This is a genomic window from Nonomuraea gerenzanensis (assembly GCF_020215645.1).
Taxonomy (GTDB): Bacteria; Actinomycetota; Actinomycetes; order Streptosporangiales; family Streptosporangiaceae; genus Nonomuraea; species Nonomuraea gerenzanensis.
Genome location: NZ_CP084058.1, coordinates 71,626 through 93,679, shown reverse-complemented (window position 1 = coordinate 93,679; position 22,054 = coordinate 71,626). Strand labels below are relative to the sequence as shown.

The window sequence follows — 22,054 nt, the reverse complement described above, 5'->3', positions numbered from 1 at the left end:
CCCGCCGAGCCGCCCGAAGACCCTGGCACGGCAGCGAACTGGGACTGTTCGTTATCTTGTACGGCTCGTGTTTACGGCGGTAGGTTGTGGCGCCATGACCGCACCCAGGACTCCGACGACCGCCGAGGAGTTGCGCGGCGCAGGGCTGCGGGTGACCGCCGCCCGCGTGGCGTTGCTCGAGACCGTCAGGCACGGTGACCACCTCGACGTGGAGGCGCTCGCCGCCGGGGTGCGCGACCGCGTGGGCCACGTCTCCCTCCAGGCCGTGTACGAGGCCCTGCACGCGCTGACCGCGGCGGGGCTGGTGCGCCGGATCGAACCGGCGGGCAGCCCGACCCGGTACGAAGGGCGCGTGGGCGACAACCACCACCACATCGTGTGCCGGTCGTGCGGCACGGTCGCCGACGTGGACTGCGCGGTCGGTCACGCCCCCTGCCTGGACGCCGCCGACGACCACGGCTTCACCATCGACGAGGCCGAGGTCATCTACTGGGGCCGGTGCCCCGCTTGCGCCACCCGCAGCTCGTGATTCCCGCGCTGTGGCTGTGCGGCCCGCCAGGGGTCGGGAAGACCACGGTCGCCTGGGAGCTGTACACCCGGGCCGTCCTGGCCGGGATCCCGGCCGCCTACGTCGACATCGACCAGCTCGGCATCTGCTATCCCGAGCCGGCGGCGGACCCCGGGCGGCACCGCATGAAGGCCCGCAACCTCGCCTCGGTCGCGGCGGCCTTCCAGGCGGCGGGCGCCCGGCGGCTCATCGTCTCCGGCGTCGTGGACCCCGTCCACGGGGTGCCCGCCGATCAGGTCCCGCGCGCCGCGGTGACCGTGTGCCGGCTGCGAGCCGGGCGGGACGAGCTGCGGCGGCGCCTCCTCGGCCGGGACGGCGGCGCCGGGCAGGTCGAGCAGGCGCTGCGCGAGGCCGACGCGCTCGACGCCGCCGACTTCGCCGACCTGTGCGTGGACACGGGCGGGTTGTCGGTGCCGGAGGTGGTGCGGCTCGTCGAGGAGCGCACGGGCGCCTGGCCCGACCCGGGCCCGTCGGATTCTCCCGAACTGGACCCGCCGGCTTCTCCCGAGCTGGACCCGTCGGCTTCTCCCGACGCGATCCTGTCGGCTCCTTCTGAAACGGTGGCGGCGGAATTCCGCGGCGATCCGGTGCTGTGGTTGTGCGGGGCCACCGGCGTCGGCAAGTCCACGGTGGGTTTCTCGCTCTACCTCAGGCTCCTGCGTGCCGGGCTCGCGGCGGCCTACGTCGATCTCGACCAGCTCGGCTTCCACGGCCCCGCTCCCGGCGACCACCGGGTCAAGGCCCGCAACCTGGCGGCGCTGTGGTCCACCTACCGGGCGGCCGGGGCGCAGGCCCTGGTCGTGACCGGCCCCGCCCAGGACAGTGCGGCGGTCGAGCCGTACGCCGACGCGCTGCCCGGCGCCCGGCTCACGCTGTGCCGCCTGCACGCGGGCCGGGAGGAGCTCACGCGCCGGATCGTCCGCCGGGGGCAGGGCGGCGCCTGGGCCCAGCCGGGCGACCCGCTGCTCGGGCGGCCCCGCGCGTACCTGCTCCAGGTCGCGGACGAGGCGGTGGCGGCGGCTGCCGCGCTGGAGCAGGCGGCGCTCGGTGACCTGCGGGTGCCGACCGACGGGCGCACGGCCGAGCAGGTGACCGAGGCCGTCCTCGAACGGGTCGGATGGCTGGGGTCGCCGGCGGGGCGCCCGAGCTGAGCGAGCTGACGCTGTTGCGGGAGTGCGAGGGGGGCGGGGAGCGCGTACGTGCCGTACTTCGCTCCGCGCAGGGGCTCAGGCCCGGCGACGCGGAGCCGGCCGGGCTGGGCGGTTAGCGGAGCCGGACGGGCAGGGTCTCCAGCCCCCGGATGAGGGTGCTGGCGCGCCACCGCAGGGTGGGCGAGGCCGGCTCGATGGTGGTGAACCGGTCGAGCAGCCGCCCGATGGCGATCTGCGCCTCCAGCCTGGCCAGCGGCGCCCCCACGCAGTAGTGGATGCCGTGGCCGAAGGCCAGGTGGCCGCCGTCCTGCCGGGTGAGGTCGAGCCGGTCGGGGTCGGGGAAGCGGTCCGGGTCGCGGTTGGCGGCCAGCAGGGAGATGAAGACGAACTCGTTCGCGGGGATCTCGACGTCCCCGACGCGGACCGGCTCGGTGGTGAAGCGCAGGGTCGCGATGTTGATCGGGCCGTCGAAGCGCAGGAACTCCTCGACCGCGCCCGGCAGCAGGGCGGGGTCGGCCCGCAGCGCGGCCTGCTGGTCCGGGTCGGCGATCAGGGCGAGCACGCTGTTGGCGATCAGGTTGACCGTGGTCTCGTGGCCCGCCACCAGGAGCAGGAAGGCCATGGACACCACCTCGTCGTGCGACAGCCGGTCACCCTCGTCGCAGCCGTGCACGAGCTGCGACAGCAGGTCCTCGCCCGGTTCGGCCCGCTTGGCGGCGACGAGGCGGGTCAGGTAGTCCAGCATCCACGCGTGGGCCGCGCCCATCTCCTCGGCCGACGAGGCCGCCACGAAGGGCGCCGTCCACGTCCTGAACTCGTCGTGGTCCGAGGCCGGGATGCCGAGCAGCTCGCAGATGACGGCGATCGGCAGGGGGAAGGCGAACGACTCCAGCAGGTCGCTCTCGCCCGCCCCGGCCAGGCCGTCGAGCAGGCCGTCGGTGATCTGCTCGATGCGCGGCCGCAGCCGCGACACCGTCCTGGCGGTGAACTCCTTGTTGACCAGCCTGCGCAGGCGCGTGTGGTCGGGCGGGTCGGAGTTGAGCATGTGGGCCGCCAGCGACGAGGCGTACGGCCCCGCGGTCCCCGGCGGGAACAGCTCGACCGCCCTGGCGCTGTCCTTGGCCAGACTGGGATCGTTGAGCAGCTCCCTGGCCTCGGCGTACCTGGTGACCAGCCAGACCCTGAGCCGCCGGTGCGCGATCGCGGGCCGCACCGGGCCCGTCTCGCGGGCGTGCCGGTAGGCCGGGTGCGGATCCTGGAAGTCGCACGCCGGTCTACTCGTCCTCCGCGAACACCACCTCGCGGCGCCTGCGGATCGCCGGGAGGATCGCCACCACCAGCGCCGCCGCGGTCAGGATCAGCAGGGTCATGGAGATGGGCCTGGTCACGAAGACGGTCGCGTCGCCACGGGAGATGATGAGCGCCCGCCGCAGGTTCTCCTCCAGCAGCGGGCCGAGCACGAACCCGAGCAGCAGCGGCGCCGGCTCGCAGCCGCACTTGATCAGCACGTAGCCGAGCAGGCCGAAGAAGACGATCGCGTAGACGTCGAAGGCGTTGAACGACAACGAGTACGTGCCGATCGCCGCGAACAGGACGATCATCGGGAACAGCACCTGGTACGGGATGTGCAGCATGCGCACCCAGATGCCGATCAGCGGCAGGTTCAGCAGCACGAGCAGCACGTTGCCGATCCACATCGAGGCGATCAGGCCCCAGAACAGCTCGGGCTCGTCGGCCAGCACGTTCGGGCCCGGCGTGATGCCGTGCACGATGAACGCGCCGACCATCAGGGCCATCACCGGGTGGGCGGGCAGGCCCAGGGTGAGCAGCGGGATGAAGGAGGTCTGGGCGGCGGCGTTGTTCGCGGACTCGGGGCCGGCGACGCCCTCGATCGCGCCGTGCCCGAACTCCTGCCGCCGCTTGGAGATCCGCTTCTCGACGGCGTAGGAGGTGAACGAGGCCAGCACGTGGCCGCCACCGGGCAGCACGCCCAGCGCGGCGCCGAGGCCGGTGCCGCGCAGGATGGGGCCGACGATCCTGCGCCGGTCCTCGGGGGTCGGCCAGAGGTTCCTGACCCGGCTGACGATCATCGTGCGGGTCTGCTCGTTCTCCAGGTTGCGCAGGATCTCGGCCAGGCCGAACATGCCGACGGCGACCGACACGAAGTCGATGCCGCCGTACAGCTCGCGCTGCTCGAAGACGAACCTGGGCGTGCCGGTGTAGATGTCCTGGCCGACCGTGCCGAACAGGACGCCGAGCGCGATCATGGCCAGCGCCTTGAGCGCCGAGCCGCGGGCCAGCGTGATCGACACGATCAGGCCGAGCAGCACCAGCGAGAAGTAGTCGGCCGCGCCGAACTGCAGCGCGACCCTGGCCAGCGGCGGAGCGGCGACGGCCAGCACGACGGTGGCGATCGTCCCGGCGACGAAGGAGCCGATCGCGGCGGTGGCGAGCGCGGCGCCGGCCCGGCCCTGGCGGGCCATCTCGTGGCCGTCCAGCGCGGTGACCGCCGCCGACGACTCGCCGGGCAGGTTGATCAGGATGGCGGTCGTCGAGCCGCCGTACTGGGCGCCGTAGTAGATGCCGGCCAGCATGATCAGCGCCGTCACGGGCTCGAAGCTGAACGTGATCGGCAGCAGCATCGCCACCGTCGCCGTCGGCCCGATGCCGGGCAGCACGCCGACCGCCGTGCCGAGCAGCACTCCCACGAAGCAGTAGAGGACGTTCTGGACGAGGAGGGCGGTCGAGAAGCCCAGCGCCAGGTTGTCGAGAAGTTCCATGCCCTCTCAATCCGGAAGCCGCGTCAGAACCCCAGCCACGGGCCCACCAGCGGGATCCGCAGCTGAAGTGCGACGACGAAGATGAGCGTGGCGGCCACGGTGAGCCCCGCCGTCACGGCCACGGCCATGAGCGGGCGGACGCGCGAGCTGGCCAGTGTCGTGAGCAGGGCCGTCACCGCCGACGCCGGGACGAACCCGAGGCCGCGTACGGTGAACCCGAAGAACAGCACGGCGAGCACGATGACGGCGATCGCCCGCCACGGGACCGGCCCGAACGCCGCCACCTCGCCGGCGACGAGCCCCTTGACCACGATCGCCAGGCCGAGGGCGGCCACGATCGCGCCCACCAGCAGGGGGAAGGCGCCGGGGCCCATCCGCAGGGGGGTGCCCAGCTGGTAGCTGAGCGACCCCGCCGCGAACGCGCCACCGATCACCACGAAGACGGCTCCGGCGAGGACGTCGGAGAAGGATCGGCGGTGCTTCACCTCAGGAGGCCTTGACCCCGGCGTCGGCGATCACCTTGCCCCAGGTGGTGATCTCCTCCTGGAGCTTGGCCCGGTGCGCCTCGGGGGTGGCGTCCTCGGCCGGGACGGGCGCGGTGCCCAGCTTGGCCATCTGGTCGATGACCTTCTGGTCGGCCAGCGCCGCCTTCAGCGCCTCGGTCAGCTTCTGGACGACGTCCTGCGGCGTGCCCTTGGGCACGTACAGGCCGTGCCAGACGCTGACCTTGAGCTGGGGCAGCCCGGCCTCGGTCGTGGTGGGCAGGTCGGGCAGGCTCTTGACCCGCTCGGGCGTGGTGACCGCGTACGCCTTGACCTCGCCCGCGGTGATCTGGCCGCTGGTGTTGGTGGTCTGGTCGCACATGAAGTCGACCTGGCCACCGACGAGGTCGGTCAGCGCGGGCCCGGTGCCCTCGTACGGGACCTCCTGCAGCTTGACGCCGGCCGCGGTCTGGAACAGCAGGCCGCACAGGTGGGAGGCGGCGCCGATGCCGGCGTTGGCCAGCGTGACCTTGCCCGCGTTCGCCTTGACGTGGGTGACGAGCTCCTGAAGCGTCTTGGGCTCGAAGTCCTTGCGGGCGACGACGGTCATCGGCACCTCGGTGACGAGCCCGATCGTCAGGAAGTCCTCCAGCGGCTTGTAGCCGAGGTCCTGGTAGAGGGCGGGCGCGGTGGACATGCCGATGTGGTGCATGAGCACGGTGTGGCCGTCGGGATCGGCCCGCGCGACCTCACCGGCGCCGACCGTGCCGCCCGCGCCCTCGACGTTCTGGACGACGATCTTGCCGCCGAGCTTGGCGGCCATCGGCTCGGCGATCATGCGGGTGACGGTGTCGGTCGGGCCGCCCGCGCTGAACGGCACCACGAACGTGATGTTCTTCTCCGGATAGGCGGCGCCGCCCGTGGCGCCTCCGGTGGCGGTGCCGCCACCGTTGCCGGAGCAGGCTGCGACGAGCGAAACGGCGCCGATCGCGGCGATCATCCGGGCGGCGGCCCGATACCTGCTGGTCGTTGTCATCTGGCGACCTCCTCGTCAGCGCATGCCCGTGGTGAGTGCGCGGCCTCAGTCTCGGCCGGGAGGGACGCGGATGGTGTCAGAGAAATCCCAAGGAATGCGCTGGATGTCAGAAGAATCCCAAGAAGTGAAGGGCTAACACAAGCGGCGATCCGCGCCGTACAATCCGCCGGTATGCGGATCACCATCATCGAGGATGACGACCGCGTGGCGCGGGGTCTGGTGACCGTCCTGGTCCAGGCGGGCTTCGAGGTTCACCGCATCGCCACCGCCGCGGAGGCCGTGCGCGCCGCCCCGTCCGATGTGGTGCTGGTCGATCTGGGCCTGCCCGACGGCGACGGCCTCGACGTGATCCGCAAGCTGCGCGACCGGCCGGAGACCGCCGTCATCGCCGTGACCGCGCGCTCGGAGGAGCACGAGCGCGTCCGCGGCTTACGCGCCGGCGCCGACGACTACATCGTCAAACCGTTCGGCATCCCGGAGCTGCTGGCCAGGATCGACGCCGTGCTGCGGCGCACCCGCGTGGCCCGCGCCCTGAGCCACCCCGACGAGCCGCTCGTGCTCGGCCCGATGCGGATCGCCGCCGGCACCCGCGAGGTCACCGTCGAGGGCGCGCCCGTCACGCTCACGCGCAAGGAGTTCGAGCTGCTCCTGCTGCTGGCCCGCCGCGCCCCGAACGTCGTCAGCCGCGACGTCATCCTCGACCAGATCTGGGGCGCCACCTGGGAGTCCTCTAGCCGCACCCTCGACACGCACATCGCGGCGCTGCGCAACAAGCTCGGCCCGTCCGTGCCCATCCGCACGGTCCACGGGGTCGGCTATCGCATCCAGGCCGGCCAGCCGGAGCTGATCGGCTGACGCGCCGTGCGCCGCCGCCTGCTCGTCGTCCTGGTGCCGCTCGCGGTGCTGCTCGTCACGGCCCTCGGCGTGCCGCACAGCGTCACCCTGGCCGAGCGGGAGATGCAGGAGACGTACGTGGACCGGCTGGGCGACGTCGGCCGCTTCGCCTCGCTGGCCGAGACCGCGCTGTCCACCGGCCGGACCGAGGCGCTGCAGCAGGAGCTGACCCGCTACCACGAGCTGTACGGCATCCCCGCCGCCGTGATCGACACGTCCGGCACGGTGCTGCTCGGCCCGGCCCGCGCCTACCAGGAGGCGGCCGCCGCCGAGCCCGCGCTGCCCCGCATCGTCACCGCGGCGCTGGCCGGGACCCGCTCGGAACCGTCGGGCGAGTGGGCGCCCTGGGACGGCTCCGCCCTCGTCGTCGCCGAGCCCGTCGGCCGGGACAGCGAGGTCGTCGGCGCCGTCGTGACGATCTCCGACCTGTCGAGGACCCGCTCCCGCGTCCTGGTGCTGTGGGCCCAGCTCGCCGCCCTCGGGCTGCTGCCGCTGATCGCGCTGATCGCCGTCGCCTGGCCGGTGTCGGCGTGGGTGCTGCGGCCCGTACGCGAGCTGGACGCGGCCAGCTCCCGCATCTCGCAGGGCGACCTGACGATCCGGGCGGACGCCGAGGCCGGGCCGGTCGAGCTGCGGCGGCTCGCCGGGTCCTTCAACACGATGATGGACGCGGTGGAGAACGCCGTGCAGCGGCAGCGGGCCTTCGTCTCCGACGCCTCGCACCAGCTGCGCAACCCGCTGACCAGCCTCCGGCTCGCCGTGGAGACGCTGGAGCCGCATCTGGCGCAGGGCGGGCATCCGGTGTACGAGGTGGCCGTGGACGAGCTGAAGGCCATGCAGCGGCTGCTGAACTCGTTGCAGGCCAGCGCCCGGATGGAGAGCATCCGGACGGCCTCGCCGGTGGAGCTGGACGCGGTGCTGGCCACGCGGGTGGACCGGTGGCGGGCGCTGACGGCCACGGCGGGCCAGCGGCTGGCGGTGGACGTGCCGGCCGGGTTGCGGCTGCTGGAGCCCACGGGCGGGCTGGGGAGCATCCTGGACGAGCTGGTCAGCAACGCCCTGCGGCTGTCGGCGGCGCAGGTGGTGGAGGTGAGCGCCCGGAGCGCCGCCGGCGAGGTGGTGGTGATCTCCGTCCGGGACGACGGGCAGGGGCTCGACGAGGCCGAGCGGGAGCAGGCGTTGCGGCGGTTCTGGCGGTCGCCGCGGCACCAGAACGTGCCGGGGACCGGGCTGGGGCTGGCCATCTGCGCCGACCTGGCGGGGACGGCCGGGGGTGAGCTGCGGCTGGAGGAGGGGCTGCCGCGGCCGGACGGCTCGGGGCGCGGGTTCGCCGCGGTGATCACGTTGCCGGTCGCGCCGCAGGAGGGCGGGGAGTGACGCTCACGGCCCCGGAACCAGGCCGGCGGGACCGGCGCTCGCGGCCCCGGAACCAGGCCGGCGGGACCGGCGCTCGCGGCCCCGGAACCAGACCGCCGGGACCGGCGCTCACGGCCCCGGAACCAGACCGCCGGGACCGGGGCTCACGGCCCCGGAACCAGACCGCCGGGATCAGCGTTTGCGGTCCTGGAACCAGGCCGCCGCGCCGGGATGCAGCGGGATCGACGAGGTGGCGATCCCCGTACGCACGTTGATCTGCCACGCCTCGGGCACGGCGTCGGGGACGGCCTCGGTGTCGTCGCGGCTGCCGGAGGTGATCGTGCCGGCATGCGTGAAGATCGTGTCGGTGATGGCGTGCACCAGGTCGTCGGGCAGGTCGTTGCGGGCGAGCAGCACGTTGGGCACGGCGACCGTACGGGTGGCGGGCACCCCGGCGTACGCGGTCGCCGGGATCATGGCGGGGGCGTAGGGGCCGGGGAACGCCGTGAAGAGCGCGTCGGCCTGCTCGTCCAGCGGGATCAGCCGGACCGGGTGCCGCTGCGCCAGCTCGGTGATGGCCGGTGTCGGCACGCCGGTCAGGGAGAACATCGCGTCGATCCCGCCGTCACGCAGGGCCGCCGCCGACTCGGCCTGGCTGAGGTAGCGGCCCTCGATCTCGACCAGGCCGAGCTCCAGGATCCGCAGCGAGGTGAACTCGGTGCCCGAGTCGCGCGCGCCCAGCGAGACCCGCTTGCCCTTCAGGTCGCCGAAGCCGTCGATCGCCGATCCGGCCGGCACCACGAGATGCAGGTGGCTGTCGTACAGCCGGCAGACCGCCGAGAGCCCGTCGGGGGCACGGCCGTCCGTGGTGATCAGCGCGTCCAGGCTCGTCAGCCCGAGATGCACCTCACCGGCACGCAACATCCGGATGTTGTCGGTGGACGCCCCGCTGGGCACGGTCGTCACCGTGGCGCCGGGCACCCGCGCGGAGATGTGCTCGGCCAGCGAGCCGCCGATGCGCCGGTACACCGCCCCCGCCGGCCCGGTGGCCAGCCGCAACTGGACCCGGTCCACCTCGGGCTGCCGCGAACAGCCGGCGAGCAGCCCACCGGCGGCCAGGAGCACCGCCCGGCGGCTGAGCTTCGGCACCATGCCGAGATGATACGGACGTCCTGGGGACCGTCGCCCGGAACCGGGCGAACAACTCAGGCCCGGCGCAGCACCCCTGACGATCAGGCGGCGCGGCCGGCCTTGAACGAGGCGGCGGTGTCGACGACGCGGCGGGCCTGGTGCCGGGCCGCCTGCAGGGCGATCTCCCCGGGCGGGCCGTCACCGGCCACGTGGGAGGTCCCGTACGGGTTGCCCGACTGGAACTGGACGGGATCCGTGTAACCGGGCGGCACGATGATCCCGCCCCAGTGGTAGAACGTGTTCGCCAGCGCCAGGATCGTGGACTCCTGCCCGCCGTGGGCGGTGTTGGACGCGGTGAAGGCCGAGTACACCTTGTCCGCCAGCTTGCCCTGGAACCACAGGCTGCCGGTGCTCTCCATGAACACCCTGAGCGGGCTGGCCGGGTTCCCGAAGCGGGTGGGCGTGCCGAACAGCACGGCGTCGGCCCAGGCCAGATCGTCCAGCACGGCCTCGGGGACGTCGGCGGTGTCGCTGACGTGCTGCGCCCACTCCGGCCTGGAGGCGATCACCTCCGGCGGCGCCGGCTCGGCGACCTTGCGCAGCCGCACGTCCGCCCCGGCCTTCTCCGCGCCCTCGGCGGCGGCCCGCGCCAGGGCGTGCACGGTGCCCGTGGCACTGTAGTAGATGATCGCGACGTTGACGGGTTCCATGATCGGTCCCTTCTCGGTGTTCGGTTCGCCGGTACGACGACGCGACCGCGCCAGATGTGAGGTGGCGGGCGGACCTCACACTTCACCCCGGTGTCTCGTCTGACCGGGTGAGGGCGGAACGAGCGAGGGAGCCGGCGACATCATGACCACGCCATCAGCACACGACCCCAGCCTGAGCGCGATCATGAGCGAGCGGCGCCACCTGACCAACCTCGCCTACCGGCTGCTCGGCTCACTCGCCGACGCCGAGGACGTCGTCCAGGAGACCTACGCCCGCTGGTACGCCATGTCCAGGCGCCAGCAGGACGCCATCCAGTCGCCCGCCGCCTGGCTGACGAAGGTCGCCGGCCGCATCTGCCTCGACCTGCTCGGCTCCGCGCGGGCCCGGCGCGAGCGGTACGTGGGCGAGTGGATCCCCGAGCCGCTGCCCGAGCGTACGGAGCCGGCGAGCGGCGACCCGGCCGACCGGGTGACCCTCGACGAGTCGGTCAACATGGCCTTCCTCGTCGTGCTGGAGTCGATGACCCCGGCCGAGCGCGTGGCGTTCATCCTGCACGACGTCTTCCGCTACCCCTTCGCCGAGGTCGCCGAGATCGTCGGCCGCACCCCGGCGGCCTGCCGCCAGCTCGCCACCTCGGCCCGCCGCCGCATCCGCGACTCCCGCGTCCCCACGGCTCCGGCCGCCCAGCAGGCCGGCGTCGTCAGGGCCTTCAAGCAGGCGTGGGAGGGCAAGGACATCAACGCCCTCATCGCCATCCTCGACCCGGAGGCCACCGCGACAGGCGACGGCGGCGGCCTCGTCACCGCCGTCCTCCACCCGGTCCGGGGCGCCGAGCCGATCGCGCGCTTCTTCGCCGACCGGATGGACGCACGATCCGGCATGGAGCTCGTGGAACGCACGGTCAACGGCCAGCCCGGCCTGGTGGCTCAGCTCGACGGCGCGACCGTGTCGGTGCTCGCCTTCGACGTCGCCGACGGCCGCATCAAGCACATCTGGGCGGTGCTCAACCCCGAGAAGCTGCGCCCGTGGACGGCGGGCTGACCGTCGCCGGCGCACGCACCATGAAGACGTCCACCTCGTCCTCGCTCTCGCGCGTGAAACCGTGCCGCTCGTACAGCCGCCTGGCCGGGCTGCCCCGCAGCACCTGCAGCCGCACCTCGGCCCCCTCCTGGTCGCACCGCTCCAGCAGCCGCCCCAGCACGGCGGTCCCGATCCCCCTGCCCTGCACCCGGGGGTCCAGGTAGAAGTGCTCCAGCCAGTACGCGCCCGGCGCCGGCCGCAGCGCGACGCAACCGGCGAAGGCGCCGTCCACCTCGATCGTCCAGGTGTGGGCCGGGTGGAAACCGTCGCGCAGGCGCTGCCGTACGCGGTGCTCGTCGTACCGTCCGAGCCGTTCGAGATCGGCCCTCATCACCACCGCACGCAGCTCCGCCACCGCGTCCACGTCCGCCACCGAAGCCGGACGAAACTCCCAATCCGCCACGATCGCGATGCTACCGGCCGTCCGGGTGCCTGAAGAGGCTCACCCCGAGACCGTCGCGTCGCGGAAGACGAAGTAGTTCACGTGGTCCGTGTGCAGGTACTGGTGGAAGCGGGCGGCCTTGGCCTGGGCCGTCTTGTCGGCGGTGACCGCCGTGAAGACGACGTACCGTCCGGTCGCGCTCGACCGCGTCCTGCCGTAGACGTACTCGCCGAGCAGCTTGTCCCGGCGCCACTGCACGGCGCGGGAGGAGCCGGTCAGGCGCTTGGCCGTGGCCTTGGCGGCCTGCTCGGTGGGGAAGGCCATGATGACCTGGACCGCCGTGAGATGCCCGCTGTAGGCCGAGTAGGCGAGCTGGACCGCCTGCGCGCAGCCGTTGCCGGCCAGCACGCCCTGCCGGTCGACCGGGGCGCAGGTGTCGTAGGTCCAGCCGCTCACCCGCTTGGCCTTGAAGGCGACGCTGCCCATGCGGAAGTTCCAGTCGCCGAACTCACCGTCCGTGATCAGCGGCTTCTGGCGGGGCTTCTTGCTGGGGGTGGGGTCGGGCAGGGCCACCGGGGTGACAGGGGCGGGCGGGCTCACGTACCGGTAGATGCTGTAGGACAGGCCGCCCGGCAGCAGGACCGCCAGGATCGCGACCAGGGTGGCGACCACACCGGGGTAGTCCCGGGGGCCGGGCTGCCGAGGGAGCTCCATGCCTCGATTGTGCTGTAGTGCGTCACGTTCTGCCCCATGCGCACCAAAATGAGGCGCCGGGCGCCATGAGCATGACTGTTGTCCGGCCGGTGTTGAACACGTTTTAATGACGTTGAGTCAAGGAGAACGCCGCCCCAGGGGTTGGAAAGCGTGCGACCGATGGTCGAGGAAGAGCGCGTCCGCACGGTCATGGGATGAGTGACGGCTGGAGTCCAGATGCATGACGAACCGGCACCGGCGCCTTCGCTCGCGACGCGCGCGTGGATTCTGTTACGGCAGGTGGGAGCGCTCTTCCAGCGGCGCCTGGTAGTGATCGTCGTGGTGGTCGCCGTACTGATCTCCACCGTCGTGCTGGTGAACTACACGCAGGGCTGGTGGCCGTTCGGCGGTTGTGAGACGCGCAGCGCGGACGTCGTCGACGTGGAGGGCGAGTGCGTCGGGCTGATGGACCCGGCCGAGGGCACGATGGTGCTGGGCGAGCAGTACCAGCGGATCCTGGAGGCCATCGCGGCGGAGAACCGGCAGGTCATGCAGGGCAAGGACTACAGCACGATCGCGCTCATGGCGCCGATGGGCGCGGGCCCGCGCGGGCTGGTCGGCGAGCGGGCGCTGCACCAGCTCGAAGGGGCGTTCATCGGGCAGTACCGCGCCAACCGTTCTGAGACGTTCCCCAAGATCCGGCTCCTGCTCGCCAACACCGGCCACGACGGTTCGCAGTGGCGGACGACGGTGCAGGCGGTGCGCAGGAACGCCGCGACCGGCGCGACCGGCAGCCCCGGGCAGATCGTCGCGGTCACCGGCATGGGCCCCAGCCAGCAGGAGAGCATCGACGCGGCGCGCGCCCTGGCCAAGGACCCCGGCATCCCGATGGTCGCCGACTTCATCACCGCCGCCGGGTTCAACACCACCGGCGAGATCGACGGGGCCGGGCCCATCCCCGGGCTCACCCGTACCGCGGTCAGCACGTCGGGCCAGCTCGCCGCCATCTCCGAGGAGTTCAAGAAGCGGAAGGTGGGCGGGAACGCGGCGCTGATGTGGGCGGACGTGACCCCGCAGGGCACCAAGGACCTGTACGCCCGCTCGCTCAAGGACGCCTTCCTCGACCCCAAGCTCGGGCTCAAGCCGTACGTGGACAGGTCCGGCCTCAGCTTCCCCTTCGACCCGCGCGGCGGCCCCTCGCTCCTGCGCACGATCAGCGACACGATCTGCGGCACGAAGACCGACATGATCTTCTACGCGGGCCGCCAGGCGTTCATGCCCACGTTCCTCAAACTGCTGCGCAGCCGCCCCTGCCGGTCCACCCCCATCACCGTCGTCACCGGCGACGACGCCCAGGACCAGGACCCGAACGACCCCTCGCTGCACGACCCCGAGGCGCCGATCAAGGTGATGTTCGTGCCGCTCGCCGACCCGAACCGGCTCGACCACGAGGACAACCCGCACCGCCAGCTCTACCGCGACTTCCGTGACGAGTTCGTGGCCCCGCACCACGGGGTGACGTTCCCGGCGGAGCATCTGGGCAGCGGGCTGGCGATCCTGGCCTACGACGCGGTCACCGCCGCCGCCACCGCGGTGCAGAAGGCCGCCATCGGCGTGGACCCGTCCCAGCTCAGCCTGCCCTCGGCGGCGGCCGTGCGCGGCCAGCTCTACCTGTTCACCGGCACGAACGCCATCCGCGGCGCCAGCGGCGCCTTCACCCTCGACTCCAGGACCGGGGAGCGGGTGAACGTCACCGTGCCCACGCCCGTGACTATCCCGTGACGGCGACGATCACCGCCACCGCCAGCACCGCGGCCAGCAGGAGCAGCAGCCACCAGCGCGCGGCGTACAACGCGCCGAGCCGTACCCGCTCCAGCTCCCCCGCCTCGGTCAGGCGGAGCACCGCCGTACCGATCCTGAACCGGTCGCCGGGCCGCAGGGTCGCGTAGAGCACGGGCCGGCCGTCGATGAACGTCCCCAGGCCGCCGCTGTGGTCGTGCAGCCGGTAGCCGGCGCTCACCTTGCGGACGGTGGCGTGCGCCGGGGCGATGCCCGCTCCCGCGATCACGATGTCGGCCGCGGGGCCGCTGCCCAGCGTGGTGGTCTCCTTCAGCGTGCCGAGCGTGGCCGGCAGGATCACGGTACGCGGTAACGTCGCCTGCGCGTTGCCCGACCGGTACCCCACGAGGCGGCCGAGCAGCTCCATCGCGGTGGGCCGGCGCGCCGGGTCCTTGCGCAGGCAGTCGGCGACGAGCGTGCGCAGCGGCTCGGGCATCACGCGCACGTCGGGGACCTCGTTCAGCACGCGGTTGATGATGAAGGCCACGTTGCTGCCCGCGAACAGCGCCCTGCCGGTGGCGGCGAAGTACACGGTGGCCGCCCACGCGTGCACGTCCACGGGCGGCCCCACGTCGGCGTCCGCCCCCTCCACCTGCTCCGGCGCGAGATAGGCGGGGGTGCCCACGGGCGTGGTCAGCGCGGTGGTCGCCTCCAGGGCCCGGGCGATGCCGAAGTCCACCACGCGCGGCCCGTCGGGGCCGATGATGACGTTGGCGGGCTTGAGATCGCGGTGCACGACCCCGGCGCCGTGGATCGCCGCCAGCGCCGTGGCCGTGTAGGTGGCCAGGCGTTCGAGCGCGGCCCCCGGCAGCGGCCCGTGCCTCTCGACGAGCTCCTGCAGGGACGGGCCTTCCACGTACTCGCTGACGATGTACGGCTGGTCGCGGTCGATGGCCGCATCGATGATCATCGCCGTGTACGCCCTGGGCACCCGCGACGCGATCGCCACCTCGTCCGCGAAGCGCCTGCGCGCCCTCGGATCGGCCGCCCCCTGCGCGTGGATCACCTTGATCGCGACCCGCCCCGCCTCCCCCTGGGCGAGGTAGACCGTGCCCTGACCGCCGACCCCCAGGCGGCCGAGCACCTCGTAGGGCCCGATGCGCCGCGGCTCGCCGGTGTTCATTCAGACTCCCCACGTGACCAGGGCGACGACGGCGACCGCCACCAGGACGACGATCAGCACCACGATCCCCCCGTGCCGGGCCCGCGAGCCGTCCCCGACCGCGGACCTCCCGCGCCGCCACGCCTCGCGCAGGTTGGAGTCGGTCTCGACGTAGATGCGGCCGGGCGTGACGAGCCAGCGCCACGACTCGCCGGCCGCCCGCCAGCGCTCGGTGTCCACCGACTCGGGCGCGCCGTCCACGCACTGGCCGATCAGGCGGCGATGCCGCGCCGGCAACACCCTGGCCAGCGCGGTCTCGTCGAGCGACCAGGTCTCCGCGCTCTCCTGAAGGCACCGGACGACGGCCCAGGCGAACTTGTAGTAGTCCGACTCCGGGGTGAACGCCCCCTGCCTGGGCAGCTTCCACTGCTCGGGGTCGGCCTCCGGCAGGGCGCCGCGCCTGCCGGCCGGCAGGCAGGAGTCGCAGTCCAGCAGGTACACCTCGGGCGCCGGGTCGACGGTGAAGACGGCGTTGCGCAGTTGCAGGTCGCCCACCACGTAGCCCTGCTCGTGCAGCCACTGCACGGTCGAGAGCAGCTGCCCGAGCACGGCCAGCTTGTAGGGCGGCTCGTAGTAGCGGGTGCCGTAGTGCTCGCGCAGCGCGCTCACCCGCTCGGGTGACCGGGTCAGCTCGTCCAGGTGCCGGGGCACCCGCCGGTCGCGCAGCTCGACGAACATCCGGTCAGGGGCGGGCCTGATCAGGATGCCGATCACCCGGTCCCGCCGGACCGCCGCCACCGGCCACGCGCAGCGCCGGTCGAGCGCCGCGCGGTCCTGCCGGGAGAGCTCGCGCCGCCAGTGCACCAGGGCGAGCAGCGCCTCCTCGTCCAGCCCCGCCAGCGTCTCCTCGTCGTACCGCTTGAACAGGAACCGGCCCGGCACGCCGCCGACCTGGCACGGCGTCAAGCTGCGGGCCTGGCCGCCGGGGCGCAGCTGGTAGCCGTCGGCGTCCTCGGCGAACGTCAGATCCGCTTCCTCGACCACGGCTGGGGGGTTCATGGCGCCGTCGCACGCCTGTCACAGGACGGCCGTGTCGTGGCGGCCCGCCCACAACGCCAGCACGGTCCGGTCGTCGTCGTAGGTCGACAGCTGGAAGTGCACGTCGCGCAGGAAGCTGCGCAGCTCGGGCGGGGTGCGCCACGAGCTGACGAGCCGCTGGGCGAGCACGCTGGCGCCGCCGCCCATGGCCGTCCCGAACCCGTCGCTGCACAGGACGAGCACATCACCCGGCCCCCAATCGATCTGCCGCTCACGCAGCTCACCGAGATCATCGGGCAGGGCGGACGTGACGTTTCCCGGCCGCTGCCCCACAGGCGGGAAGATCTCGGTCCACCTCCCGTCATGCAGCCGCAACGCGGGCGAGTCGCCGATGGCGGCACAGGCGGCGACCCCGCGCCTGCCGTCCGCCGGGACGACCCCGATCGTCAGCGTCGTGGCCGGCGGGTCCGCGGCGCCGGTGCCGTGCCTGCCGGTGCGCCGGCCGCCGAGCCCGGCGGTGGCGCGCATGACCTCACCCGCGATGGAGGCGAAGGCCGCGTGCCACCCGAGGCCGGGGGTCAGGGAGAGGTTCGTGGCGGCGCGCACGGCCACGGCGGCGGCGTGCTCGGCGTGCAACGTGCTGCCCAGCCCGTCGGCCACGGCCGCGATCACCCAGCGTCCGTCCGCGCTCAGCCGTACCGCGTAGGCGTCCTGCAAGGGCTCGCCGCGATAACAGTGGCGCCGGCCGCGCAGGCTCACCGCGCGTACCGTGGTCTGCGCGAGCATGCCGCCGTCGAGCGCCACGCCGGGCGCGCGCGAGTCGGCGCCGCCCGCGAGCAGGACGGGCAGCGGTTGGGGCGGCGGGCCCAGCGGGGGCGTCCTGTCGGCGGGCGCGGTGCGGGTCCTGCGGCCGAGGACGTACTGCCCGAGCAGGACGGCGCCGCCACCGGCGATACCGGACAGGACCCACCACGGCCAGCCCACCCCTGACCCGCCGCCCTGCCGCGCACCGGGCGTCACAGTCACGGTCACGGTCGGCTCCGGCGCCGGACCGGCCCGCACCTGCACCGCTACCGTCGGCTCCTGCGCCGGCGCCGGACCGGCCCGCACCTGTACCCCTACCGTCACCGTCGGCTTCGGCGCCTCATCGGACCGCACCTCCACCGGCCCCATGCCGATGGCCAGGAGCAGCCCCGCCAGCCCCGCCGTGATCATCTCAACTGCCGCATGCCGTCAGGCCCGCGCAGCACGGCCGTGTTCCTGTTGACCGAGGCGCTGATGCTGTCGGAGACCGCCTGCGCGATGCCGTGCAGCACGGTGGCCGCCCCCGTCGCGACCTCGCCCGCGAACGCCAGCACCTCGCCCCTGAGCGTGGAGGCGACCCGCCGCAGCGTCTCCTCCCGCACCGTCCCGAACCCGAGCGCCACGATGTACGGCGCGGGCTGCAGGCCCGCCAGCCGGTCGCGCGCGGGCCCCCAGACCTCGACGTCCTGATGGGCCTTGCCGACGTACGGCTCGCCGTCCGTGATGAAGAAGACCACCGGCGCCCGCACGTCGAACTGCCTGGACAGCTTCCGATGATCCTTCTGCAGGATCTTCACCAGTTCGCTGAAGACCCCCAGGTAGTCCGTCTGCCTGCCCGGCCGTAACGCCGGGACCCTGATCGCGTCGCACGGCCTGGTCAGCGGGAGCACCAGCTCGACCTTGTCGGAGAAGGACACGACGGCGACGTGCGCGGCCTCGCTGACGCCCGGATCGCCCGCCTCCAGCTCGAACAGCAGCTCACCCACGCAGTTGGACAGGATCTCGAAGGGGGTGGGCCGTCCGTCGTCGCGGGCGGTGTGCATCGAGTGCGAAACGTCGCAGACGATGTAGAAGGGGAAGGCGCGGGGGCGCCCGCTGGCCGATCTCATCGGCTTTTCATCCTGATGGGGTTTGTTGGTCTTGGCAAGGTTCCGGGTGGAACGCCGGTTTCCTCGCCCTGCCGCGGCTGCGGGGCCGGCGCGCCGGAACGGTTGCCTCGTCGTAACGGGCCCATCGGATCGCGACGATGGCGAGTCCGACCAGGACCGTTACCACTCCGGACAGCAGGGCGAACATCACCATGGCGTACTCGCCGTCCGGATCCCCGATGCCGGAGGGACGCCCCTCGATCCAGCGGTCCGTGGATCGGGCCAGCGCGATGACGACCACCCCGAACACGGTCGTGACCGCGCCCAGGACATGGCCCGGAGTACGCGCCCACCGCCCCGCGACGGCCAGCCCGAGCCCCACCACCAGCCCGAGCGGGACCGTCAGTACCTGGCCCAGGACCAGCGCCATCAGTGCCGCGAGCCTGGCGTGCTCGAAATCGGCACCGCGTTGCAGCCACAGGAACGGCACCAGCGCGGCACCACCGAGCAGGCTGATCGCCCATAACCGGAGAAGCGCCATGCCCCCATGATCTCCGGATGCGGTCAGCCGGGCCAGGTCTCCTCAGCGCAGAGCACCCGCGCGGCCTCGTGCGGCTCGGCGTCGCGGACGAGGTAGTGCCGCCCTTCCACGCCGAGCATCGTCACGATGCCCGAGGCGAGGAGTCGGTGGCCGTGGTGGTCGCGCAGGTGCACGACCCTGCCGGTCAGCAGGTTGCCGTCATGCGGGCGGCCGTCGGCGGTCTCCCACTCCCAGCGCCACATCCGGTAGGTGCCGCCCGCGCTCCTGCCCCGCAGATCGACCTCGTCGTCGGGGATGCGGAAGGTGGACGCGTGATCGGGGTTCAGCGCGCCGGCGATCGGATCCGTGCCGTCGGAGAAGAACCCCGGCAGCACGGCCTCCCACCCCAAGGGAGTCGTCGCCCCGCGCCGCATGGCCGCCCACTGCCCGGCCGTCGTGACGGGCACCGGCACCCGGCGCGGCTCCGGCAGCGGCGCTCTCGGCTTCAGGTGCACGAGCGGGTCGAACACATCACGGATCGGCCAGAACCGGATCAGCCACCGGCCGGCGTCCGGCTCGCCGACGTACGCGATGACCCCGTACTCGAAGAAGGGCGGGCCGATCAGGAAGTCGCGGCCCGAGTCGTCCGTCACGCCCATGCGGATCACGCCGGTCTCGGCCGTGCAGGACGGCCGGCCGACCGCCCTCCACTCCGGGCCCGGGGCGGGCGGCTCGCTGTCCCAGGCCTCCAGGCGGATGGCGGCGGGGTAGTAGTCGTCCTCCGACTCCTCGTCGCGGAGGTCCGGATAGCCGACGGCGCCCTCGATGCAGAGCCCGCCCTGCACGTAGAGCTCGTCGTCGAGGTGGCGGAGCAGGCGGGCCAACGGAGTTCCTCCGCGTCGTAGGGGGTCTGGTCCGCATGATTCCCTACGGCACCGACAGCCGCTTACGCGGGCGGCACCCTAGATGCCACGGGTCTGGGACGTGCAGCCCGGATCGGAGGAGGCACTCGTGTCGAACCGGGCGCCCAGCTTCACGAACACCTGGTGCGCCTTCGGCCTGCTCACCGAGATGTTCCGGGTGCCCGTCCTGCCACCCGTGTAGTTGATGACCTTGAACACCTGATCCGGATTCGCATCCTGCACGAAGCCGAAGCGAATCGTGTTCTGGCCGCCGACGCTGCCGGTGATGCGCCAGGAGACCTGGTTGAACACGTGCTGGGTGCCGGTCGTCAGGTAGCGGACCTTGACCTCGATGCCGTAGCCGCCGTTCGCGCACCGGGCGATGAGGTACTGGTCGGCCGACGCCATGGCGGGCGCCACCGTCATGGACGCGGCCAGGCCCAGGGCCGCGACGAAGGCCGCGTTACGCAGGATCTTCATGGTTGTCCTCCCCGTTGGTGAGGGTCACCATTGTCGGAGGCGGCGGTATGCCGGAGGTATGTACCTCGGCTGCGGCGGCCGGGCCTGCTCAGGAGATGGGACCGGTCGCCGGCAAGGCCCGGACGACGTCAGGACTCCAGGTGAACTCGGCGACAGGCGGTGCGAACCCCCGCAAGGAAGCGTTCCACGAACTCCCTCGTGGGTTGACCGCCGAGACGCCGGTAGAAGGCGATCGCGGCGAGGTTGTCGCGCTACACCTCCAGATAGACCGCCTTGTCGGGATGCTGGTCATAAGCCCAGCCGAAAGCACCCGCACGTGCGAGCGATCAGGGATGATCTCAACGTGAGAGTGCTGCTGGCAGCCTGCGTCGTCCTGGCATCGCTGACCTCCTGCGGGTACGGCCGGCACGAACGCGTCCTGCGTTCCTTACCCGAGATGGAGCGGGTCGCCCAGGCCATGGGGCCGGAGGACGGCTCGCTGGACCGGCCGCGCGAGATCGGGGAGGCCGAGTTCCAGGCCGTGTACCGGGAGAACGACCGCGTCTACTTCCAGGTGGGCGAGAACGGGCCGAGCGTGGATCCGTACGGTTACGTCTGGAGCCCCGAACGCGAGCCGGTCGATGACTCCAACCCGTCGGTGGCCTCGTCCTTCGAGCACCTTCAAGGCCCGTGGTACCGCTGGAGCGACAGTCACTAGCCGCGGCCACTGTGGCGGCGCTCACGTCCCGGCCCTGTCACAGAGCGGAGCGCCCTCCCGTCATGTTCGTGTGACACGACCGACGAGGAGCCACCGATGACGAGCACCCGTACCGACCTGCTCCGCGCCCTGCACCAGCCCGGCGACCCCCTGATCCTGCCGAACGTGTGGGACGTGGGCTCCGCCACCATCGTGGCCGAGGCGGGCTACCCCGCCCTGGCGACGGCCAGCGCGTCCATCGCCGCCATGCTGGGCTACGACGACCACGAGGGCGCGCCCGTCGATGAGATGCTGGACATCGCGGCCAAGATCATCCGTGCGGTGGACGTACCGGTGACCGTGGACGCGGAGGCCGGCTACGGCCTGCCACCCGCGGAGCTGGTGGAGCGGCTCACCGCCATCGGCGCGGCCGGCTTCAACATCGAGGAGCTCGATCACCGCGCGGGCAGCCTGCTCGACGTGGACACCCAGGCCGCCCGCATCGCGGCGCTCCGCGCGGCGAGCCGGGACCTGGTGATCAACGCCCGGGTCGACCTGTTCCTGGTCGGCTCCCCGTCGGTGGAGGAGGTCGCCGAACGCGCCCGGCGCTACCTGGAGGCGGGCGCCGACTGCGTCTTCCCCATGCTGGCCCCCTCGGAGGACGTGATCGGGGAGCTGGTCCAGGCCATCCCCGGGCCGGTGAACGTCACCTGCCTGCCCGGCATGAACCTCAGCAGGCTGGCCGCCCTCGGCGTGGCCCGGGTCTCGTTCGGACCCATGACGTACCTGGCGGCCCTGGACGCCCTCAAGGCCATGAGCAACCGCATCCTCTCGGCCCAGGACCCTTACGGCACCTGACGCCCTTGGCCGGTCGTGCTTCGGTATGGAGCTGCCCAAACAAGGGTTGACCTGAGGTTTTCCCGGTAAGAGACGCAGCAACAGCACACCGTGGCCGCTTCATGCAGGAGCTGGATACTCGGGGGCGAAGATGTGTGATTGTCCACCGTCCGCGTTCATCCGCAGTACACCGTCCGCCCCGAGGCGAGCCCGCCGGCCGCTCGGCATCGCGCTGGCGCTGGCCGTGGCCCTGGGGACGAGTGCAGGCCTCGGCTACTCCGCCGGCCGTGTCGTGCCACCAGGCCGTCCCGTTGACGCGGCTGCGCGGCCTGCCGCTCCGTCCTCGGCCGCCTCGACACGGACTCCGATGGCGACGGCACCGGAGCCTTCGCCGGCCGTTCAGAAGGAGCGGTTCGTCGCGCAGCCGAGGAAGCGGGTGCGCCATGCCCCGGCCGTCCAGCGGCGCGCGCAGGCAGCACGTCCGCAGCGGCGGCACACGATCGA

Annotated in this window: 24 protein-coding genes; 9 read left to right on the top strand and 15 right to left on the bottom strand. The window is 72.5% G+C overall.

The features are described from left to right. Positions 1–94 precede the first annotated feature (94 nt). From LCN96_RS00490 to LCN96_RS00480, 3 genes are read left to right on the top strand one after another with little or no spacing between them, the layout of a single operon-like run. Positions 95–529 (top strand): Fur family transcriptional regulator, encoded by a 435-nt coding sequence (locus LCN96_RS00490; RefSeq protein WP_225270609.1) that lies wholly within the window; start codon positions 95–97, stop codon positions 527–529. Beyond that, complete coding sequence (locus tag LCN96_RS00485) at positions 499–1,719, top strand: AAA family ATPase (RefSeq protein WP_225270608.1); 1,221 nt, start codon at positions 499–501, stop codon at positions 1,717–1,719. Before LCN96_RS00490 ends, LCN96_RS00485 begins: the two co-directional genes overlap by 31 nt. Continuing rightward, positions 1,686–1,835, top strand: a complete 150-nt coding sequence (locus LCN96_RS00480; RefSeq protein ID WP_225276298.1) for a hypothetical protein — start codon at positions 1,686–1,688, stop codon at positions 1,833–1,835. The genes LCN96_RS00485 and LCN96_RS00480 overlap by 34 nt, the downstream gene beginning before the upstream one ends. Here the strand turns inward: LCN96_RS00480 and LCN96_RS00475 are convergent. From LCN96_RS00475 to LCN96_RS00460, 4 genes are all read right to left on the bottom strand, one after another. Next, entirely contained in the window at positions 1,832–2,932 is a 1,101-nt protein-coding gene (locus tag LCN96_RS00475; RefSeq protein ID WP_225270607.1) for a cytochrome P450 family protein, read from the bottom strand. The genes LCN96_RS00480 and LCN96_RS00475 overlap by 4 nt on opposite strands. A 61-nt stretch (positions 2,933–2,993) precedes the next feature. Beyond that, positions 2,994–4,499, bottom strand: coding sequence for a tripartite tricarboxylate transporter permease (locus LCN96_RS00470; protein ID WP_225270606.1), 1,506 nt, complete (start codon positions 4,497–4,499; stop codon positions 2,994–2,996). Between the two features lie 23 nt (positions 4,500–4,522). Next, positions 4,523–4,984: a tripartite tricarboxylate transporter TctB family protein gene (locus LCN96_RS00465; protein ID WP_225270605.1), complete on the bottom strand. Its 462-nt coding sequence runs from the start codon at positions 4,982–4,984 to the stop codon at positions 4,523–4,525. Between the two features lies 1 nt (position 4,985). Then, on the bottom strand, positions 4,986–6,017 hold the full coding sequence (locus LCN96_RS00460; RefSeq protein ID WP_225270604.1) for a tripartite tricarboxylate transporter substrate-binding protein: 1,032 nt from the start codon (positions 6,015–6,017) through the stop codon (positions 4,986–4,988). A gap of 171 nt (positions 6,018–6,188) precedes the next feature. Between LCN96_RS00460 and LCN96_RS00455 the strand changes: the two genes are divergently transcribed. Beyond that, positions 6,189–6,872 carry a response regulator transcription factor gene (locus LCN96_RS00455; RefSeq protein ID WP_225270603.1) on the top strand — a complete coding sequence of 228 codons (684 nt, stop codon included), beginning with the start codon at positions 6,189–6,191 and terminating at the stop codon, positions 6,870–6,872. Positions 6,873–6,878: 6 nt separating this feature from the next. Then, positions 6,879–8,288, top strand: coding sequence for a sensor histidine kinase (locus LCN96_RS00450; protein ID WP_225270602.1), 1,410 nt, complete (start codon positions 6,879–6,881; stop codon positions 8,286–8,288). Positions 8,289–8,459: 171 nt separating this feature from the next. On the opposite strand, the gene LCN96_RS00445 is transcribed toward LCN96_RS00450, so the two are convergent. Both LCN96_RS00445 and wrbA read right to left on the bottom strand, forming a co-directional pair. Then, positions 8,460–9,419, bottom strand: a complete 960-nt coding sequence (locus LCN96_RS00445) for a TAXI family TRAP transporter solute-binding subunit (RefSeq protein ID WP_225270601.1) — start codon at positions 9,417–9,419, stop codon at positions 8,460–8,462. A gap of 80 nt (positions 9,420–9,499) precedes the next feature. After that, positions 9,500–10,108 carry an NAD(P)H:quinone oxidoreductase gene (wrbA, locus tag LCN96_RS00440; RefSeq protein WP_225270600.1) on the bottom strand — a complete coding sequence of 203 codons (609 nt, stop codon included), beginning with the start codon at positions 10,106–10,108 and terminating at the stop codon, positions 9,500–9,502. Between the two features lie 142 nt (positions 10,109–10,250). Here wrbA and sigJ point away from each other — a divergent pair, with 142 nt between their 5' ends. Continuing rightward, positions 10,251–11,150: an RNA polymerase sigma factor SigJ gene (gene sigJ, locus LCN96_RS00435; protein WP_225270599.1), complete on the top strand. Its 900-nt coding sequence runs from the start codon at positions 10,251–10,253 to the stop codon at positions 11,148–11,150. Here sigJ and LCN96_RS00430 read toward each other — a convergent pair. Further along, complete coding sequence (locus tag LCN96_RS00430; RefSeq protein WP_225270598.1) at positions 11,113–11,592, bottom strand: GNAT family N-acetyltransferase; 480 nt, start codon at positions 11,590–11,592, stop codon at positions 11,113–11,115. The two genes, sigJ and LCN96_RS00430, sit on opposite strands and share 38 nt — an antisense overlap. Before the next feature lie 39 nt (positions 11,593–11,631). After that, positions 11,632–12,285, bottom strand: coding sequence for a hypothetical protein (locus LCN96_RS00425; protein ID WP_225270597.1), 654 nt, complete (start codon positions 12,283–12,285; stop codon positions 11,632–11,634). A 279-nt stretch (positions 12,286–12,564) separates the two neighbouring features. On the opposite strand from LCN96_RS00425, the gene LCN96_RS00420 reads away from it, so the two are divergent. Next, on the top strand, positions 12,565–14,046 hold the full coding sequence (locus LCN96_RS00420) for a type 1 periplasmic-binding domain-containing protein (protein WP_225270596.1): 1,482 nt from the start codon (positions 12,565–12,567) through the stop codon (positions 14,044–14,046). Here the strand turns inward: LCN96_RS00420 and LCN96_RS00415 are convergent. From LCN96_RS00415 to LCN96_RS00385, 7 genes are all read right to left on the bottom strand, one after another. After that, positions 14,036–15,226 carry an FHA domain-containing serine/threonine-protein kinase gene (locus LCN96_RS00415; protein WP_225270595.1) on the bottom strand — a complete coding sequence of 397 codons (1,191 nt, stop codon included), beginning with the start codon at positions 15,224–15,226 and terminating at the stop codon, positions 14,036–14,038. The genes LCN96_RS00420 and LCN96_RS00415 overlap by 11 nt on opposite strands. Further along, positions 15,227–16,264 (bottom strand): protein kinase family protein, encoded by a 1,038-nt coding sequence (locus LCN96_RS00410; protein ID WP_225270594.1) that lies wholly within the window; start codon positions 16,262–16,264, stop codon positions 15,227–15,229. A gap of 18 nt (positions 16,265–16,282) precedes the next feature. After that, positions 16,283–17,458 carry a protein phosphatase 2C domain-containing protein gene (locus LCN96_RS00405; protein ID WP_225270593.1) on the bottom strand — a complete coding sequence of 392 codons (1,176 nt, stop codon included), beginning with the start codon at positions 17,456–17,458 and terminating at the stop codon, positions 16,283–16,285. Then, positions 17,455–18,156: a vWA domain-containing protein gene (locus LCN96_RS00400; protein WP_225270592.1), complete on the bottom strand. Its 702-nt coding sequence runs from the start codon at positions 18,154–18,156 to the stop codon at positions 17,455–17,457. The genes LCN96_RS00405 and LCN96_RS00400 overlap by 4 nt, the downstream gene beginning before the upstream one ends. A 7-nt stretch (positions 18,157–18,163) precedes the next feature. Then, positions 18,164–18,676 (bottom strand): hypothetical protein, encoded by a 513-nt coding sequence (locus tag LCN96_RS00395; protein ID WP_225270591.1) that lies wholly within the window; start codon positions 18,674–18,676, stop codon positions 18,164–18,166. A gap of 23 nt (positions 18,677–18,699) precedes the next feature. Beyond that, positions 18,700–19,539, bottom strand: a complete 840-nt coding sequence (locus LCN96_RS00390; protein WP_225270590.1) for a hypothetical protein — start codon at positions 19,537–19,539, stop codon at positions 18,700–18,702. Between the two features lie 78 nt (positions 19,540–19,617). Next, positions 19,618–20,037: a hypothetical protein gene (locus LCN96_RS00385; protein ID WP_225270589.1), complete on the bottom strand. Its 420-nt coding sequence runs from the start codon at positions 20,035–20,037 to the stop codon at positions 19,618–19,620. Positions 20,038–20,380: 343 nt separating this feature from the next. Between LCN96_RS00385 and LCN96_RS00380 the strand changes: the two genes are divergently transcribed. Together LCN96_RS00380 and LCN96_RS00375 are read left to right on the top strand one after the other, a co-directional pair. Continuing rightward, positions 20,381–20,734 carry a hypothetical protein gene (locus tag LCN96_RS00380; RefSeq protein WP_225270588.1) on the top strand — a complete coding sequence of 118 codons (354 nt, stop codon included), beginning with the start codon at positions 20,381–20,383 and terminating at the stop codon, positions 20,732–20,734. 96 nt (positions 20,735–20,830) lie between these two features. After that, positions 20,831–21,571 carry an isocitrate lyase/PEP mutase family protein gene (locus LCN96_RS00375; RefSeq protein WP_225270587.1) on the top strand — a complete coding sequence of 247 codons (741 nt, stop codon included), beginning with the start codon at positions 20,831–20,833 and terminating at the stop codon, positions 21,569–21,571. The last annotated feature ends 483 nt before the right edge of the window (positions 21,572–22,054 follow it).